13 protein-coding genes are annotated in these 15,338 nt (G+C 70.6%); 3 read left to right on the plus strand and 10 right to left on the minus strand.

Translation table 11 applies throughout. The features are described from left to right. The first annotated feature begins 113 nt into the window (after nt 1–113). Together ACIA8N_RS01360 and ACIA8N_RS01365 are read left to right on the plus strand one after the other, a co-directional pair. Nucleotides 114–1,763: an alkaline phosphatase D family protein gene (locus tag ACIA8N_RS01360; RefSeq protein WP_365776936.1), complete on the plus strand. Its 1,650-nt coding sequence runs from the start codon at nt 114–116 to the stop codon at nt 1,761–1,763. 359 nt (nt 1,764–2,122) lie between these two features. Next, complete coding sequence (locus tag ACIA8N_RS01365; RefSeq protein ID WP_365776938.1) at nt 2,123–3,094, plus strand: zinc metalloprotease; 972 nt, start codon at nt 2,123–2,125, stop codon at nt 3,092–3,094. Nucleotides 3,095–3,193: 99 nt separating this feature from the next. Here ACIA8N_RS01365 and ACIA8N_RS01370 read toward each other — a convergent pair whose 3' ends face one another. The 6 genes from ACIA8N_RS01370 to ACIA8N_RS01395 all read right to left on the minus strand — a co-directional run bounded on the left by ACIA8N_RS01370 (nt 3,194) and on the right by ACIA8N_RS01395 (nt 8,447). Continuing rightward, entirely contained in the window at nt 3,194–3,772 is a 579-nt protein-coding gene (locus ACIA8N_RS01370; RefSeq protein ID WP_365776940.1) for a dienelactone hydrolase family protein, read from the minus strand. 28 nt (nt 3,773–3,800) lie between these two features. Beyond that, nucleotides 3,801–5,387: a Na+/H+ antiporter gene (locus ACIA8N_RS01375; protein WP_365776942.1), complete on the minus strand. Its 1,587-nt coding sequence runs from the start codon at nt 5,385–5,387 to the stop codon at nt 3,801–3,803. 103 nt (nt 5,388–5,490) lie between these two features. After that, on the minus strand, nt 5,491–5,958 hold the full coding sequence (locus ACIA8N_RS01380; RefSeq protein WP_365776944.1) for a GNAT family N-acetyltransferase: 468 nt from the start codon (nt 5,956–5,958) through the stop codon (nt 5,491–5,493). Continuing rightward, on the minus strand, nt 5,955–6,896 hold the full coding sequence (locus tag ACIA8N_RS01385) for an RluA family pseudouridine synthase (RefSeq protein WP_365776946.1): 942 nt from the start codon (nt 6,894–6,896) through the stop codon (nt 5,955–5,957). The genes ACIA8N_RS01380 and ACIA8N_RS01385 overlap by 4 nt, the downstream gene beginning before the upstream one ends. Before the next feature lie 40 nt (nt 6,897–6,936). Beyond that, nucleotides 6,937–7,557 carry a signal peptidase II gene (gene lspA, locus ACIA8N_RS01390; RefSeq protein ID WP_365776948.1) on the minus strand — a complete coding sequence of 207 codons (621 nt, stop codon included), beginning with the start codon at nt 7,555–7,557 and terminating at the stop codon, nt 6,937–6,939. A gap of 80 nt (nt 7,558–7,637) precedes the next feature. Beyond that, the gene (locus tag ACIA8N_RS01395; RefSeq protein WP_365776950.1) at nt 7,638–8,447 is read right to left on the minus strand and encodes a TraR/DksA C4-type zinc finger protein; all 810 of its coding nucleotides are present in this window, start codon (nt 8,445–8,447) and stop codon (nt 7,638–7,640) included. 539 nt (nt 8,448–8,986) lie between these two features. Here ACIA8N_RS01395 and ileS point away from each other — a divergent pair. Continuing rightward, on the plus strand, nt 8,987–12,130 hold the full coding sequence (gene ileS, locus ACIA8N_RS01400) for an isoleucine--tRNA ligase (RefSeq protein ID WP_365776952.1): 3,144 nt from the start codon (nt 8,987–8,989) through the stop codon (nt 12,128–12,130). Between the two features lie 181 nt (nt 12,131–12,311). Here ileS and ACIA8N_RS01405 read toward each other — a convergent pair whose 3' ends face one another. The 4 genes from ACIA8N_RS01405 to ACIA8N_RS01420 form a co-directional block, all read right to left on the minus strand. Further along, entirely contained in the window at nt 12,312–13,433 is a 1,122-nt protein-coding gene (locus ACIA8N_RS01405) for a DivIVA domain-containing protein (protein WP_365776954.1), read from the minus strand. A gap of 55 nt (nt 13,434–13,488) precedes the next feature. Then, nucleotides 13,489–13,779 (minus strand): YggT family protein, encoded by a 291-nt coding sequence (locus ACIA8N_RS01410; protein WP_017238790.1) that lies wholly within the window; start codon nt 13,777–13,779, stop codon nt 13,489–13,491. Between the two features lie 80 nt (nt 13,780–13,859). After that, on the minus strand, nt 13,860–14,480 hold the full coding sequence (locus tag ACIA8N_RS01415) for a cell division protein SepF (protein WP_351819012.1): 621 nt from the start codon (nt 14,478–14,480) through the stop codon (nt 13,860–13,862). Nucleotides 14,481–14,618: 138 nt separating this feature from the next. Beyond that, nucleotides 14,619–15,338 (minus strand): YggS family pyridoxal phosphate-dependent enzyme, encoded by a 720-nt coding sequence (locus tag ACIA8N_RS01420; RefSeq protein WP_365776957.1) that lies wholly within the window; start codon nt 15,336–15,338, stop codon nt 14,619–14,621.

Below are 15,338 nucleotides of genomic sequence, written 5' to 3' on the forward strand. Positions count from 1 at the left end.
CGTCCCTGTGCGGCGGCGCGTGCGCTGCCGGGGTGCGGCCGGTGGGCGACGGGCCGGCGAACTTCCGGATATCGCCTGCCTTTCGGGCGTACCCGCCAGTAATCTGACTGGCCGTGACCAGTCGATTCGATCTTCCTTCCCCCAGCCGGCGCACGGTCGTCAAGGCCGCCGCCGTCACCGCCGCCGTCGCGCCCGCCCTGCTCGGCGCGGCCTCCACGGCCCAGGCCGCCCCCGCGGCGACCGCGTTCCTCCACGGCGTCGCCTCCGGCGACCCGCTGCCCGACGGCGTCCTGCTCTGGACGCGCGTCACCCCCACCCCCGAGGCCGTGCCGGGATCGGGCCTAGGCCCGGACGTCCAGGTCGGCTGGGAGATAGCCGAGGACCGCGGCTTCGCCCGGGTCGTCGCCTCCGGCACGACCACGGCGAGCGCCGCCTCCGACCACACCGTTAAGGCGGACGTCCGGGGTCTGCGCCCGGCCACCTCCTACTGGTTCCGCTTCACCGCGGACTCCGCCGTCTCCCCCGCCGCCCGTACCCGTACGGCGCCGGCGGTCGACGCCGCCGCTCCCGGCGTCCGCTTCGGTGTCGTCTCCTGCGCGAACTGGGAGGCCGGCCACTTCGCCGCGTACCGCCACCTCGCCGCCCGCGCCGACCTGGACGCGATCCTCCATCTCGGCGACTACCTGTACGAGTACGGCAGCGGCACCTACCCCGAGGCGAAGTACACCGTCCGGCAGCACGAGCCGCGCCACGAGATCGTCTCGCTCGCCGACTACCGCACCCGGCACGGCCACTACAGGACGGACGCGGACCTCCAGGCGCTGCACGCGGCCCACCCGGTGATCGCGATATGGGACGACCACGAGTTCGCCAACGACGCCTGGACGGGCGGGGCCGAGAACCACACGCCGGAGGCCGAGGGCGACTGGGCGGCGCGGGTGGCCGCCGCCAAGCAGGCGTACTTCGAGTGGATGCCGGTCCGCGCCTCCACCGAGGGAACCGTCTTCCGGCGCCTGCGCTTCGGAAAGCTGGCCGATCTGCACCTGCTCGACCTGCGCTCGTTCCGCTCGGCCCCGGCGAAGGCTGGCAGCGGCTCGGTCGACGACCCGGAGCGGAGCATCACGGGCCGCGCCCAGCTCGACTGGCTCAAGTCGGGGCTCGCGGGCTCGGCCGCGACCTGGCAGCTGGTCGGCACCTCGGTGATGATCTCGCCGGTCGCCTTCGGCGCCCTGCCCGCCCACCTCCTGGAGCCGCTCGCGGAGCTGATGGGCCTGCCCAAGGAGGGGCTGGCGGTCAACGTCGACCAGTGGGACGGGTACACGGACGACCGGAAGGAACTCCTTGCCCATCTGACCTCACGGGCCATCCGCAACACCGTCTTCCTGACCGGCGACATCCACATGGCCTGGGCCAACGACGTCCCGGTGAAGGCGGCGACGTACCCGTTCTCGGCCTCGGCGGCGACCGAGTTCGTCGTCACCTCGGTGACCTCGGACAACCTCGACGACCTGCTGCACGTGGCGCCGGGGACGGTCTCGGTGGTGGCCGCGGGCGCCGTGAAGGCCGCCAACCGGCATGTGAAGTGGGTGGACATGGACCACCACGGGTACGGCGTCCTCGACGTGACCGCCGAGCGCTCGCAGATGGACTACTACACGGTCTCCGACAAGACGGATCCGGCCGCGTCGACGGCCTGGGCACGCTCGTACCGGACGCTCAGTGGCACGCAGCGGGTGGAGCGGGCGTACCAGCCCGTCCGCTGACGTTTCCCTGTTGTTCCCCTGGCGGACTATCAGGGTCGATTTTCAGCCATGATCGCTTCTGTTAACAGAAGCTCACATCGCTACGGCGGGTGGCCGGTTTTCGAGATCGAATCCGGACACACCACCCGCCTCCGCCACTTCGACTGTTACGTCGGCGTCTCAAACTCCGGAAGCCACCCCAGATTTTCTTCCCGATGCCCCGAATTGCTCCATGAATGATTGGGCCTGATCGCTTCTCAACGACGCCTGACATGGACGCGTAATCTCCCCGCAGTGGCCAGGAAGTTCCTCGCCACCACCCCCCGCGAGGAGTCACCGTGCGTGCTCTTGTCCGTATATCGCCGCGTATGTCACGTCGTATGCTCGGCACTGCCGTGATGGCCGGAACCCTGGCCCTGGCACCCCTTTCCGCCCCGGTGGCCACCGGCGCCGCCACCACCACCCTGGCCGGCGCCTCGGCCGAGGAATGCGTGGACGGCCACGACGAGGCCCTCTCCGGTGCCCGCAAGGCGCGCGGCGCCGAGAGCCACGCCCACGAGCCCAACGAGGTCACGGCCACCCAGGCCAAGGCCATGGACGAGGACTTCAAGAAGAAGCTGGACGCCGCCCGCGCCGAGGGCCGCCTCAGCGCCTCCGCCGAAGCCGGCGCCGCCGCGGTGGTGAACATCCCGGTCTACTTCCACGTCATCCACTCCGGTACGACGGGCAAGCTCACCGCCACCCAGATCAACAACCAGATGGCGGTCCTGAACTCGGCGTACGCCGGCCAGGGCACCGGCAACGTGAACTCCAACTTCCAGTTCACCCTTGCCTCGACCGACTACACGGACAACGCCTCCTGGTACAACCTGGCCTCCGGCTCCACCGCCGAGAAGGCGATGAAGCAGACCCTCCGCAAGGGCGGCGCCGGCGCGCTGAACTTCTACACGGCGAACCTGAGCGGCGGCCTCCTCGGCTGGGCGACCTTCCCGTCCTCGTACCAGTCCAACCCGTCCATGGACGGCGTCGTCGTCCTCGACACCTCGCTCCCGGGCGGCTCCGCGGCCAACTACAACGAGGGTGACACCGCGACCCACGAGGTCGGCCACTGGATGGGCCTGTACCACACCTTCCAGGGCGGCTGCAACGGAAACGGCGACTACGTCACCGACACTCCGGCCGAGAAGAGCCCGGCGTACCAGTGCCCGACCGGCCGTGACTCCTGCGCCTCCAAGACCGGTGTGGACCCGATCCACAACTTCATGGACTACACGTACGACGCGTGCATGTACCAGTTCACTTCCGGCCAGGTGACCCGGATGAACGAGTACTGGACCGCCTACCGCGCCTGATCCTGATCCGGCCGGACAGAGGTGTGGCCCCCCGGGGGAACTCCCCCGGGGGCCACACCCGTTCGCCAGGTCCTGCACCTCCTGCGAGCCCAACAGGTCCTACAGGTCCTCGATGAAGGCCAGCGCCACCGACCAGGACCGCTCGGCCGCCTCCTCGTCCCAGTCCGGCAGCTCCGCGTCCGTGAACACGTGCCCGGCGCCCGGGTAACGGTAGATCTCCACGTCCGCCCCCGCCTTGCGCATCTGGAGGTACCAGGAGGACAGCCAGTCGTGCGTCTCGAACGGGTCGGGATCGGCCACGTGCAGCTGCACCGGCAGCTCGTCCACCGACGCGGACTCCGCCAGGTCCGAGGTGCCGTGGAACAGCAGCAGACCGCGCGCCTTCTCGTCCCCGAGCGCCAGCGTCTGCGCGATAGAGGCCCCGAGGGAGAGGCCCATGTAGACCAGTCCGCGCTCGGAGTAGGGGGCGGCGGCGAGGACCGCCCGCTTCAGCAGCTCGTCCTTGCCGATCTCGTCCCGGAGCTCCACACCCTCCTCCACGGTCCCGACCGTCCGGCCCCCGTAGAGGTCCGGTGTCCAGACCTGGTGCCCGGCGGCGCGGAGCCGCTCGGCAGCGGCCTCGACGGAAGGGGTCAGCCCGTAGGCCGAGTGGAAGAGCATGATGTCCATGCGTCCCATCCTGCCATCCGGCCCCGGGCCACCGGCCTCACCGCAGGCTGCGCACGTCCAGCTGGCGCAGCACCCGGTCCACCACCTCCGGGTCGGCGCCCGGCTCGCTGCGCGCCGAGAGGACCTCGTGCCGGGCGGCCGACATCAGCTCGCGCTGGATCCGCTGCACGGCCTTGAACCGCTTCGAGCGCTCGGCGAAGGCGGTCTTCCGCTCCTCGTCGACCATGTCGGGGCTGATCCGCGCCCCGATGTCGTACGCCCCGCGCAGCAGCCGCTCCTGGAGGTCCTCGGGCAGCTCCTCGACCTCCTCGATCTCCCTGAGCCTGCGCTTGGCGGCCTTCGCGGCCCGGATGGCCAGATCTCGCTCAAGGGCCCGCTCGGCGTCCGCGTCGGCCCGCACCCCGAGCCGCTTCACCAGCCAGGGCAGGGTGAGCCCCTGGAAGACGAGGGTGGCGATGATCACACAGAAGGCGATGAAGACGATCTCGTCGCGGCCGGGGAAGGGAGAGCCGTCGTCGGTACGGAGCGGGATGGCGAGCGCGAGGGCGACCGAGGCCACGCCGCGCATCCCCGCCCACCACATGACGACGGTCTCCCGCCAGCTCGTCGGGATCTCCTCGTCGACGTCCCGGCGCGTGTGCAGCCGCTTCGCGAGCCAGGTGGCGGGCAGCAGCCAGAGGAGCCGGACCCCGACGACCACCGCGACGACGGCGGCGCCCCAGCCGAGCATCTCCAGGCCGTGCCCGTCCGCCACCCCGAAGACGTGGACGAGTTCGAGTCCGATGAGGCCGAAGGCGATGCCCGTGACGAGGGTGTCGACGATCTGCCAGAAGGTCTGCCCTGCGAGCCGGCCCATCACGTCGTCGGCGTCGGCCGCGTGCTCGGCGAGGAAGAGGGCCGTGACCAGGACGGCGAGGACGCCGGAGCCGTGCAGTTCCTCGGCGAGCACGTAGCTCACGAAGGGCACGAGGAGGGTGAGGCCGGTCTGGAGGGTGGCGTCGCCCAGGACCCCGATGAGCTTGTTGGAGAGCCAGCCCAGCCCCAGACCGACGACCAGGGCGACCACGGCGGAGAGCACCAGCGCGCCGACCGCCTCGGGCCAGGAGAAGGAGCCGCTGACGGCGGCGGCGATGGCCACGTGGTAGAGCACGATCGCCGTGACGTCGTTGAAGAGGCCCTCGCCCTCCAGGATCGACACCAGACGGCGGGGCAGTCCGAGCGAGCCGGCCACTGCCGTCGCCGCGACCGGGTCGGGCGGCGCGACGAGGGCGCCGAGCGCGATGGCGGCGGCCAGCGGCAGACCGGGCACGAGCGAGTGCGCGACCGCGCCGACGGCGGCCGTGGTGACGAAGACCAGGGCGACGGCGAGCAGGAAGATGGGCCGTCTGTTGGCCGCGAACTGGCGCCAGGAGGTGCGCTGCACGGAGGCGTACAGCAGCGGGGGCAGGACCAGCGGGAGGATGAGTTCCGGCGGGATCTCGACGTTCGGCACGAAGGGCAGGAAGGCCAGCACGATCCCGATGAGGGTCATCAGGACGGGGGCGGGCAGCCCGAGCCGCTCACCGAGGGGGACGGTCAGCAGGGCGCCGAGCAGCAGCAAGAACAACAGGGCCAATTGATCCACGGCCCCACCCTGCCACGTATGCCCGTTTGAGCCCTTTCGCCCCGAAGGGGCATCAGGAGACGGACAACGACGGCGCCCGGCCCACGCCCGGAGAGACCTCCGCCTACAGGACCTTTCGCATCGCCCGGTGCGGCATGCCCGCGTCGGGGAACTCAGGGCCGTACGCCTCGTAGCCGAGGCGCTCGTAGAAGCCCAGCGCGTGGGTCTGCGCGTGCAGGTCGACGGCGGTCAGACCGCGCTCGCGCGCCACGCCCTCGACCGCCCGGACGAGCGCGGCGCCGACGCCGAGGCCGCGGGCCGCCTTGGCGACCGCGAGCCGGCCCAGCGAGCCCACCGAGGCGTCGCCGCCGGTCTTCCCCACCGCGTCCGCCCCGAACAGAAGGCGCCCGGTGCCCAGCGGCAGCCCGTCCTCGCGCACGGCGAGCACATGCGCCGCGGTCGCGTCGTACGCGTCGTACTCCAGCTCCTGCGGAACGCCCTGCTCCTCGACGAAGACCTCACGGCGCACCGCGAAGCACGCCTCCCGGTCCTCGGGGTCCAGCGCCTCGCGGACGCCGAACGCGGCACTCACTGGCTCTCCGCCGCGATCCGGTCGAGGGCCTTGCGCAGGTCCTCGGGGTAGGTGCTGGCGAACTCGACCCACGAGCCGTCGCCCGGGTGCTCGAAGCCGAGGCGGACGGCGTGCAGCCACTGCCGGGTCAGGCCGAGGCGCTTGGCGATCGTCGGGTCGGCGCCGTAGGTGAGGTCGCCGACGCAGGGGTGGCGGTGGGCGGACATGTGCACCCGGATCTGGTGGGTGCGGCCCGTCTCCAGCTTGATGTCGAGCAGCGAGGCCGAGCGGTACGCCTCGATGAGGTCGTAGTGCGTGACCGAGGGCTTGCCCTCGGCGGTGACCGCCCACTTGTAGTCGTGGTTCGGGTGCCGGCCGATGGGGGCGTCGATGGTGCCGCTCATCGGGTCGGGGTGCCCCTGCACCAGGGCGTGGTAGCGCTTGTCGACCACGCGCTCCTTGAACTGGCGCTTGAGCGAGGTGTACGCGTACTCCGACTTGGCGACCACCATCAGACCGGAGGTGCCGACGTCGAGGCGGTGCACGATGCCCTGGCGCTCGGCGGCGCCGGAGGTGGAGATGCGGTAGCCGGCGGCGGCGAGGCCGCCGATGACCGTGGTGCCGGTCCAGCCGGGGCTGGGGTGCGCGGCCACGCCGACCGGCTTCATGATCACGACGATGTCGTCGTCGTCGTGGATGATCTCCATGCCGTCGACGGGCTCGGCGACGATCTGGACGGGCGCGGCCGCGCCCGGCATCTCGACCTCCAGCCACGCCCCGCCGCTCACCCGCTCGGACTTGCCGACGACGGAGCCGTCGACCTGGACCTTCCCAGCGGCGGCCAGCTCGGCCGCCTTCGTACGGGAGAACCCGAACATACGGGCGATGGCGGCGTCGACGCGCTCGCCCTCAAGGCCATCGGGAACGGGCAGCGTGCGGATCTCGGGACTCATGCTCACCCGTCGAGTATGCCTGGTGCGCGAGGTGCTCCGTCCGGCGTCAGTCCTTGTGGACCGTTCCGTCCGGGTCCAGACCCCGGAACGACAGGATCACGATGAGGATGCCGCCGCACACGATCGCCGAGTCGGCGAGGTTGAAGACGGCGAAGTGCGCGGGGGCGATGAAGTCGACCACGGCGCCCTCGAAGACCCCCGGCGAGCGGAAGATCCGGTCCGTGAGGTTGCCCAGCGCGCCGCCCAGCAGCAGGCCGAGCGCGATGGCCCAGGGCAGGCTGTAGAGCTTGCGCGCGAGCCGGATGATCACGACGATCACGGCGACGGCGATACAGGTGAAGATAATCGTGAAGGCCTCGCCCATGCCGAACGCGGCACCCGGGTTCCGGATGGCGTCGAAGCGCAGCACGTCGCCGATCACCCGGATCGGCTCGCGGCCCTCCAGCTTGGCGACCACGAGCATCTTGCTGCCCAGGTCGAGCAGGTAGGCGACGACGGCCACCACGAACAGGGCGAGGATCCTGCGCCTGCCGCGCGGCCGCTCCCCGGAAGCGGCCGACCCGTCGGAGGCGGCCGACCCGTCGGGGACGGCCGTCTCGTCGGAGGGGACCGACCCGTCGGCCCCTGCTGAATCCGGCGTACCGATGATGCGCTCCGCCTCTGCCACGTGAGTGAGTCCCTCGACCTCGATGCCTGACCGTGCACCGAGGGTACGGCACAGGCGTACGAGACCGTCAGCCGAGATCGTCAGCCACGCCGCTCCTGCCGCTGCTTGTCCTCGACGCAGAGCGTGGCCCGCGGGAAGGCCTGCATCCGCGCCTTGCCGATCGGCTTGCCGCACACCTCGCAGAGCCCGTACGTGCCGGCGTCGAGCCGTTCCAGGGCGTGCTCGGTCTGCTCCAGCATCTCCCGCGCGTTGGCCGCCAGGGCCAGCTCGTGCTCCCGGGTGATGTTCTTGGTGCCCGTGTCGGCCTGGTCGTCCCCCGCACCGTCACCGGAGTCCCGCATGAGGCCGGTGAGCTCCTCCTGCGAGTGCGCGAGCTCGCTGCGGAGCCTGAGCACCTCCGACTGGAGCACGGTGCGGGCCTCGGTGACCTCCGCCGGGGTCCAGGGGTCCTCGCCCGGCCGCACCGCGAGCTCGCCGGTACGGGCCGGAGGCACGGCGGTCTCGTCCCCGGCGGTCGTGACGCCACCCGCGGTCTTCTTCGCTGCCACCGTCCTGGCTCCTGTCTGCTTCTTCGCGGCGGGCGCCTTCTTGGCGGCCGCCTTCTTCGCCACGGCCTTCTTGGCAGGCGTCTGCTCGGCGGGCGTCCGCTCGGCGGCGGTGACCGCGTCCTCCGCGGCCGTGTCCTCCGTGGCCGCCTTCTTCACGACCGACTTCCGCGCGGCTGCCGGCTCCTTCGCGTCGTGCGCCTTCTTCGTGGTCCTCGCATTCTTCGCGACCGTCGGCGGCTCCGCGACCGTCGTCTTCTTCCCGGCCACGTCCTTGGTGCCCTCGGCCGAACCGGTGGAACCGGCGGTCGAGGTCTTCTTCGCGGCGGTCTTCTTCGCCACCATGTCGCGGCCCCTTCACATTTTGTGATCTTGCTCGCGAATCGTGCTGGGACGATAAATCGGCCCAAGGCCCGCGGCAACGGGGCACGCCGCCGTTCCCACCCGCCCCCGCGCCCCTCGGGGCGGGCCTGCCTCCGTTGTGCCCAGCTCCCCGCCGGGTAATCCGTCCCGCCCCTCCCCCACATGGCCGTACCCCGAGTCCCGCCCGCCCGTATGGCCATTCGGGTCACGGAAAACCGGTCTGCCGCCGGGCTCCGGGGCCCGTACACTGGGCCCAGCGAAAGGCTTGGATGGGGACGAGTAGCGTCGTACGCAGCCATGAGCGACCCGGGGACGGTGAGAGCCCGGGGGCGAGCCCGATGTGAAGCATCACCCCGGAGCCGTCGGAAGAAAGCCGCACGAAAGCGCGGTGACTAGACCCGGCGTCGCGACCCCAATGAGGGGGCTCAGGGCGGGTGCGCCCCGGGCCAAGGAGGGTGGTACCGCGGGAGCAGCGCTCTCGTCCCTCCGACGGAACGACGACAGTCCGCCGGAGGAACTCGATGACACCGCCGCAGTACCGCCAGGTGCCCGCCCAGGTAGACCTGCCCGCGATGGAGCACGCCGTGCTCGATTTCTGGCACGAGAACAAGGTCTTCGCCAAGACCCTCGAACAGTCCGAAGGACGCCCCGAGTGGGTGTTCTACGAAGGCCCGCCCACGGCCAACGGCATGCCCGGTGCGCACCACATCGAGGCCCGCGTCTTCAAGGACGTCTTCCCCCGCTTCCGGACCATGCGCGGCTACCACGTGGCCCGCAAGGCCGGCTGGGACTGCCACGGCCTGCCGGTCGAGCTCGCCGTCGAGAAGGAGCTCGGCTTCTCCGGCAAGAAGGACATCGAGGAATACGGCATCGCCGCGTTCAACGACAAGTGCCGCGAGTCCGTGACCCGCCACACCGACGCCTTCGCCGAGCTCACGACCCGCATGGGCTACTGGGTCGACCTGGACGACGCGTACCGGACCATGGACCCCTCGTACATCGAGTCGGTCTGGTGGTCCCTGAAGCAGATCTTCGACAAGGACCTCCTCGTCCAGGACCACCGCGTCGCCCCCTGGTGCCCCCGCTGCGGCACCGGCCTCTCCGACCACGAGCTGGCCCAGGGCTACGAGACGGTCGTCGACCCCTCCGTCTACGTCCGCTTCCCGCTGACCTCGGGACCGCTGGCCGGGAAGGCGGCGCTCCTCGTCTGGACGACGACCCCGTGGACCCTGGTGTCCAACACGGCGGTCGCCGCCCACCCCGAGGTCACCTACGTGGTCGCCACCGACGGCGACGAGCGGCTCGTGGTCGCGCAGCCGCTGCTCGAGAAGGCCCTCGGCGAGGGCTGGGTCACCACCGGCGAGTCGTTCACGGGCGCCGAGATGGAGCGCTGGACGTACCGGCGCCCCTTCGAGCTGATCCCGTTCGACGCCCCGGCGCACTACGTCGTCAACGCCGAGTACGTGACGACCGAGGACGGTACGGGCCTGGTCCACCAGTCCCCCGCCTTCGGTGAGGACGACCTCAAGGTCTGCAAGGCGTACGGCCTGCCGGTCGTGAACCCGGTCCGCCCCGACGGCACCTTCGAGGAGGACGTGCCGCTGGTCGGCGGCGTCTTCTTCAAGAAGGCCGACGAGGCGCTCACCGCCGACCTGGACGCCCGCGGCCTGCTCTTCCGGCACATCGCGTACGAGCACAGCTACCCGCACTGCTGGCGCTGCCACACGGCCCTGCTCTACTACGCGCAGCCGTCCTGGTACATCCGCACGACCGCGGTCAAGGACCGCATGCTCGCCGAGAACGAGCGGACCAACTGGTTCCCGGACTCGGTCAAGCACGGCCGCTTCGGCGACTGGCTGACGAACAACGTCGACTGGGCGCTCTCCCGGAACCGCTACTGGGGCACCCCGCTGCCGATCTGGCGCTGCGAGGACGACCACCTGACGTGCGCCGGCTCGCGCGCCGAGCTGACCGAGCTGACCGGCACGGACCAGTCGGAGCTCGACCCGCACCGCCCGTACATCGACGCGGTCACGTTCGCCTGCCCGACCGGGGGCTGCGGGAAGACGGCGACGCGCGTACCCGAGGTCATCGACGCCTGGTACGACTCGGGATCGATGCCGTTCGCGCAGTACGGCTACCCGTACGAGAACAAGGAACTGTTCGAGTCCCGGTACCCGGCCCAGTTCATCTCCGAGGCCATCGACCAGACCCGCGGCTGGTTCTACACGCTGATGGCGGTCGGCACCCTCGTCTTCGACAAGTCGTCCTACGAGAACGTGGTCTGCCTGGGCCACATCCTCGCCGAGGACGGCCGCAAGATGTCCAAGCACCTGGGCAACATCCTCCAGCCCATCCCGCTGATGGACCAGCACGGTGCCGACGCCGTCCGCTGGTTCATGGCGGCCGGCGGCTCGCCGTGGGCGGCGCGCCGGGTGGGCCACGGCACGATCCAGGAGGTCGTCCGCAAGACGCTCCTGACGTACTGGAACACGGTCGCCTTCCAGGCGCTGTACGCCCGTACGTCCGGCTGGGCGCCGAGCGCGGCGGACCCGGCACCGGCCGACCGCACGGTCCTCGACCGCTGGCTGCTCTCCGAGCTGAACACGCTGGTCGCCGAGACGACCGAGGCGATGGAGTCGTACGACACCCAGCGCACCGGCAAGCTGATCTCGGCCTTCGTCGACGACCTGTCGAACTGGTACGTACGCCGGTCCCGCCGCCGCTTCTGGCAGGGCGACAAGGCGGCGCTGCGCACCCTCCACGACGTGATCGAGACGGTCACCCGCCTGATGGCGCCGCTGACCCCGTTCATCACGGAGCGGGTCTGGCAGGACCTGGTGGCGCCGGTGACGCCGGACGCCCCGGAATCCGTCCACCTGGCCACCTGGCCCGAGGCGGACACGACCCGGATCGACAAGACGCTCTCGGAGCAGATGCTGCTCGTCCGGCGTCTGGTGGAGCTGGGCCGGGCGACCCGCGCCGAGTCGGGGGTGAAGACCCGCCAGCCGCTCTCCCGCGCGCTGGTGGCGGCGTCGGGCTTCGCGTCCCTCTCCCCCGAGCTCCAGGCCCAGATCACGGAGGAGCTGAACGTCAGCTCCCTCGCGTCCCTGTCGGAGGTCGGCGGCTCGCTCGTCGACACGACGGCGAAGGCCAACTTCCGCGCGCTCGGCAAGCGCTTCGGCAAGGGCGTCCAGGACGTGGCGAAGGCGGTCGCGGCGGCCGACGCGGCGGCGCTCTCGCTGGCCCTGCGCGAGGGCGAGGCGACCCTGGAGGTGAACGGGGAGACGATCACCGTCACCCCCGAGGAGGTCATCATCACGGAGACCCCGCGCGAAGGCTGGTCGGTCGCCTCCGACGCGGGCGCGACGGTCGCCCTGGACCTGGAGATCACCCCGGAGCTGCGCAAGGCGGGCCTGGCCCGTGACGCGATCCGCCTGATCCAGGAGGCCCGCAAGAACAGCGGTCTGGACGTCGCGGACCGTATCGCCCTGCGCTGGACGTCGGAGTCCCCGGAGACCGTCGAGGCCCTCACGGCCCACGCGGACCTCATCGCCGACGAGGTCCTGGCCACGGACCACGCCCGGGGCGACGCGGACGGCACGTACGGCGCCCCGTTCGAGGACGAGGGCCTGTCCCTGACGTTCCGCCTCCGCAAGGCGTAGGCGATACGGAGAAGGGCCCGGCACCAGTGGTGGTGCCGGGCCCTTCTCCGTACCCCGGACGCGCGAGCCCGGCCCGATCCGGAAGACAGGCCCTGACCCACGGCAAAGGGCCGGCCCCCCGTGGGGGACCGGCCCTTTCAGCCTGCCGACGGCTACGCGCTCATCGCGCGACCGGGCGCCGTCAGTTGTCGTCCTCGTCGATCAGGAAGCCGCGCATCGGCGCCGGCGCCTGCTGCATCGGCTGCGGCGCCTGCGGGCGGACCGGAGCCATCGGCTGGGTCATCGCCGGGGACATCTGCTGCTGGCCGCCGTAGGAGGGGGCGCCACCCATCGGCGCACCGCCCATGGAGCCGTTCCCACCGTAGGACGGCGCGCCCGCGCCGGCCGAGGCCATCGACGGGGCCGGCGGCAGCGAGGCCGCGGCCGGGGTGCGCGGCGGGGCCAGCGAGTCGTCGGCCTGGGTCTCCAGCTGACGCAGCTGCGACTCCAGGTACGACTTCAGCCGCGTGCGGTACTCGCGCTCGAAGCCGCGCAGGTCCTCGACCTTGCGCTCGAGCGTGGCGCGGGCGGACTCCAGGGAGCCCATGGCGACGCGGTGCTTCTCCTGGGCGTCCCGCTCAAGAGCGTCCGCCTTGGCGCGGGCGTCCCGCTCCAGACCCTCGGCGCGGGAACGCGCCTCGCCGACGATCTTGTTGGCCTCGGAGCGGGCCTCGGCGATCGCCTGGTCGGCGGTCTGCTGGGCCAGCGAGAGGACACGCGCGGCGCTGTCGCCACCGGGACCCTGGGCAGGCTGCTGCTGCATCTGCGGCGGCATCTGCTGCTGCTGCATCTGCTGCATCTGCTGCTGCTGCGGGTGACCCATCGGGCCGCCCTGCATCGGGCCGGGGCCCATCGGGCCACCCTGCATCGGGCCGCCCTGCATGGGCCCACCCTGCATGGGGCCGCCCTGCATCGGGCCGGCGGGAAGCTGCGGGGCACCGGACGGAAGCTGCGGCGGGCCCATCTGCGGCGGCTGCTGCTGGACCGGCGGTCCGGATATGGCCGCGGGCACGGGGGCGCCGGGACCGACGGGACGATCCTGCTGCTCCGGGGGCTTGCGCATCCCCTGCTGCTGCTGGTTCTGCGCGGCGGCACGCGTCGCGGCGGCCAGCTTGGCGCGCAGGTCCTCGTTCTCGCGGAGCAGGCGGGTCAGCTCGGCCTCGACCTCGTCGAGGAAGGCATCGACCTCGTCCTCGTCATAGCCTTCTCGGAGGCGGACCGTCGTGAACTGCTTGTTCCGCACGTCCTCGGGGGTCAGCGGCATCTCTTCTTCACCTCTACGTAGTCGTCGGCAGTCGGCAAGACCGTATCGTCCACATTCACCTCGCGAAGCTGCTCACGATGGAGATCAGGATGTAGACGATGATCATCAGAACGAAGAAGGACAGGTCGAGTGCCACGCCCCCGAGACGCAGCGGCGGGATGAGTCGCCGCAGAAGCTTGAGCGGTGGATCGGTGACAGTGTAAGTGGCCTCGAGAACGACCACCATCGCCTTACCGGGTTGCCATGAACGGGCGAACTGGAAGACGTAGTCCATGACAAGTCGGACGATCAGGAGGACGAGGAAGCACATCAGCACGATGTAGACCACCTGTAGTGCGACGCCCATCCCGCGTTTCCCTCTCCCCTGACTTACGTGCTCTTACTTGTCCGGCCGCTTCGCGACCGGCCCGTCCGGTTCTCGTGTTCTCAGCTCTGGTTGAAGAATCCGCCCTCTGCGATCCGGGCCTTGTCCTCCGCCGTGACATCGACGTTAGCAGGCGACAACAGGAACACCTTCTGCGTCACGCGCTCAATGCTGCCATGGAGCCCGAAGACGAGTCCGGCGGCAAAGTCGACAAGTCGCTTCGCGTCCGTGTCGTCCATCTCCGTGAGGTTCATGATCACCGGGGTGCCCTCACGGAAGTGTTCCCCGATGGTACGGGCCTCGTTGTAGGTCCGCGGGTGCAGCGTGGTGATGCGGTAGGGCTCCCGCTCGGACACGACCTTGGGCATGATCACCGGTGCGTTCTTCTCCATGCTCGGACGTTCGGGTGTGATGGATGCCACGGGGGCAATTCGGGCCGGACGTCCACTTTCGGCGAGTACCGGGACAGAATGGGCGATCGGTTCCCGGGGAGCCGGGGGCTGCACCACTCGTACCGGCTCCTCGCGCTCCACCTGGCGCGGAGGGGTGTGACGCCGTTCGCGCTCGGGCTCCGGCTCCAGCTCGGGTTCGAAGTCGTCGTCGGGGTCAAAGCCCCGGCCGTCGTACCCATCGTCCTCCACGAGGCCGAGGTAGACCGCCATCTTGCGCATCGCGCCGGCCATTCTCCGATTCCTCCGCTCTGTGGTGGATCGCCCTACTGGCCAATTCGCAGCGTCACCAAGTGCCCGCGATCCACGAGCCATCCCGCCGTTCTGCGGAATGACCATATTTTCTGCTGTGGTCCGACTTGCTTCGCGACGTTACCCGAGCTTCGGGCGGACGCCGAGTACCGCCGTACCGACGCGTACGTGTGTCGCCCCGGCGGCGACGGCCTCCTCGAGGTCCGCGCTCATCCCTGCCGACACCATGTTCGCAGCCGGACGGGTCGCGCGCAGGGCAGTCGACAAATCCATCAACCGGTCGAAGGCGGCACGTTGCCGTCCCGCGTACGGACCGGCGAGCGGAGCGACGGTCATCAGACCGTCGAGCCGCAGTCCGGGTGCGGCGTCCACCGCGACCGCCAACTCCTCGATCCCGTCGGGCGCGACACCGCCGCGCTCACCCCGCTCGCCGGACCCGGCGTCGAGGGCGACCTGGAGGAGGCAGCCGAGTTCGCGGCCCTCCTTCTCCGCCGCGGCGGAGAGGGAGGAAACGAGCTTCAAGCGGTCGACAGACTGCACCACATCGGCATAACCCACCACGGATCTGACCTTGTTGGTCTGCAACTGGCCCACGAAGTGCCAGGTCAGATCAAGGTCGGCACAGGCCGCCGCCTTGGGGGCGGCGTCCTGGTCGCGGTTCTCCGCGACGTGCCGGACCCCGAGTCCGTGAAGGATCCTCACGTCGCTCGCGGGGTAGGTCTTGGTGACCACGATGAGCGTCACCTCTTCCCGCGGGCGTCCGGCGGCGGCGCAGGCCGCGGCGATGCGCGCCTCCACCAGGGCCAGATTCTCGGCGAGTTCCGACGTGCGGTCCGTCAT

Origin of the sequence: Streptomyces sp. NPDC051822, assembly GCF_044452745.1 — a bacterium.
Classification (GTDB): Bacteria; Actinomycetota; Actinomycetes; order Streptomycetales; family Streptomycetaceae; genus Streptomyces.

Bases quoted from the DNA above. Each gene is read 5' to 3' on its own strand.
- ileS (WP_365776952.1), top strand. From the start codon at position 8,987: ATGACACCGCCGCAGTACCGCCAGGTGCCCGCCCAGGTAGACCTGCCC.
- ACIA8N_RS01410 (WP_017238790.1), bottom strand. From the start codon at position 13,779: ATGGGCGTCGCACTACAGGTGGTCTACATCGTGCTGATGTGCTTCCTC.
- ACIA8N_RS01395 (WP_365776950.1), bottom strand. From the start codon at position 8,447: ATGGTGGCGAAGAAGACCGCCGCGAAGAAGACCTCGACCGCCGGTTCC.
- ACIA8N_RS01405 (WP_365776954.1), bottom strand. From the start codon at position 13,433: ATGCCGCTGACCCCCGAGGACGTGCGGAACAAGCAGTTCACGACGGTC.
- ACIA8N_RS01365 (WP_365776938.1), top strand. From the start codon at position 2,123: ATGCTCGGCACTGCCGTGATGGCCGGAACCCTGGCCCTGGCACCCCTT.
- ACIA8N_RS01420 (WP_365776957.1), bottom strand. From the start codon at position 15,338: ATGACGGACCGCACGTCGGAACTCGCCGAGAATCTGGCCCTGGTGGAG.
- ACIA8N_RS01415 (WP_351819012.1), bottom strand. From the start codon at position 14,480: ATGGCCGGCGCGATGCGCAAGATGGCGGTCTACCTCGGCCTCGTGGAG.
- ACIA8N_RS01370 (WP_365776940.1), bottom strand. From the start codon at position 3,772: ATGGGACGCATGGACATCATGCTCTTCCACTCGGCCTACGGGCTGACC.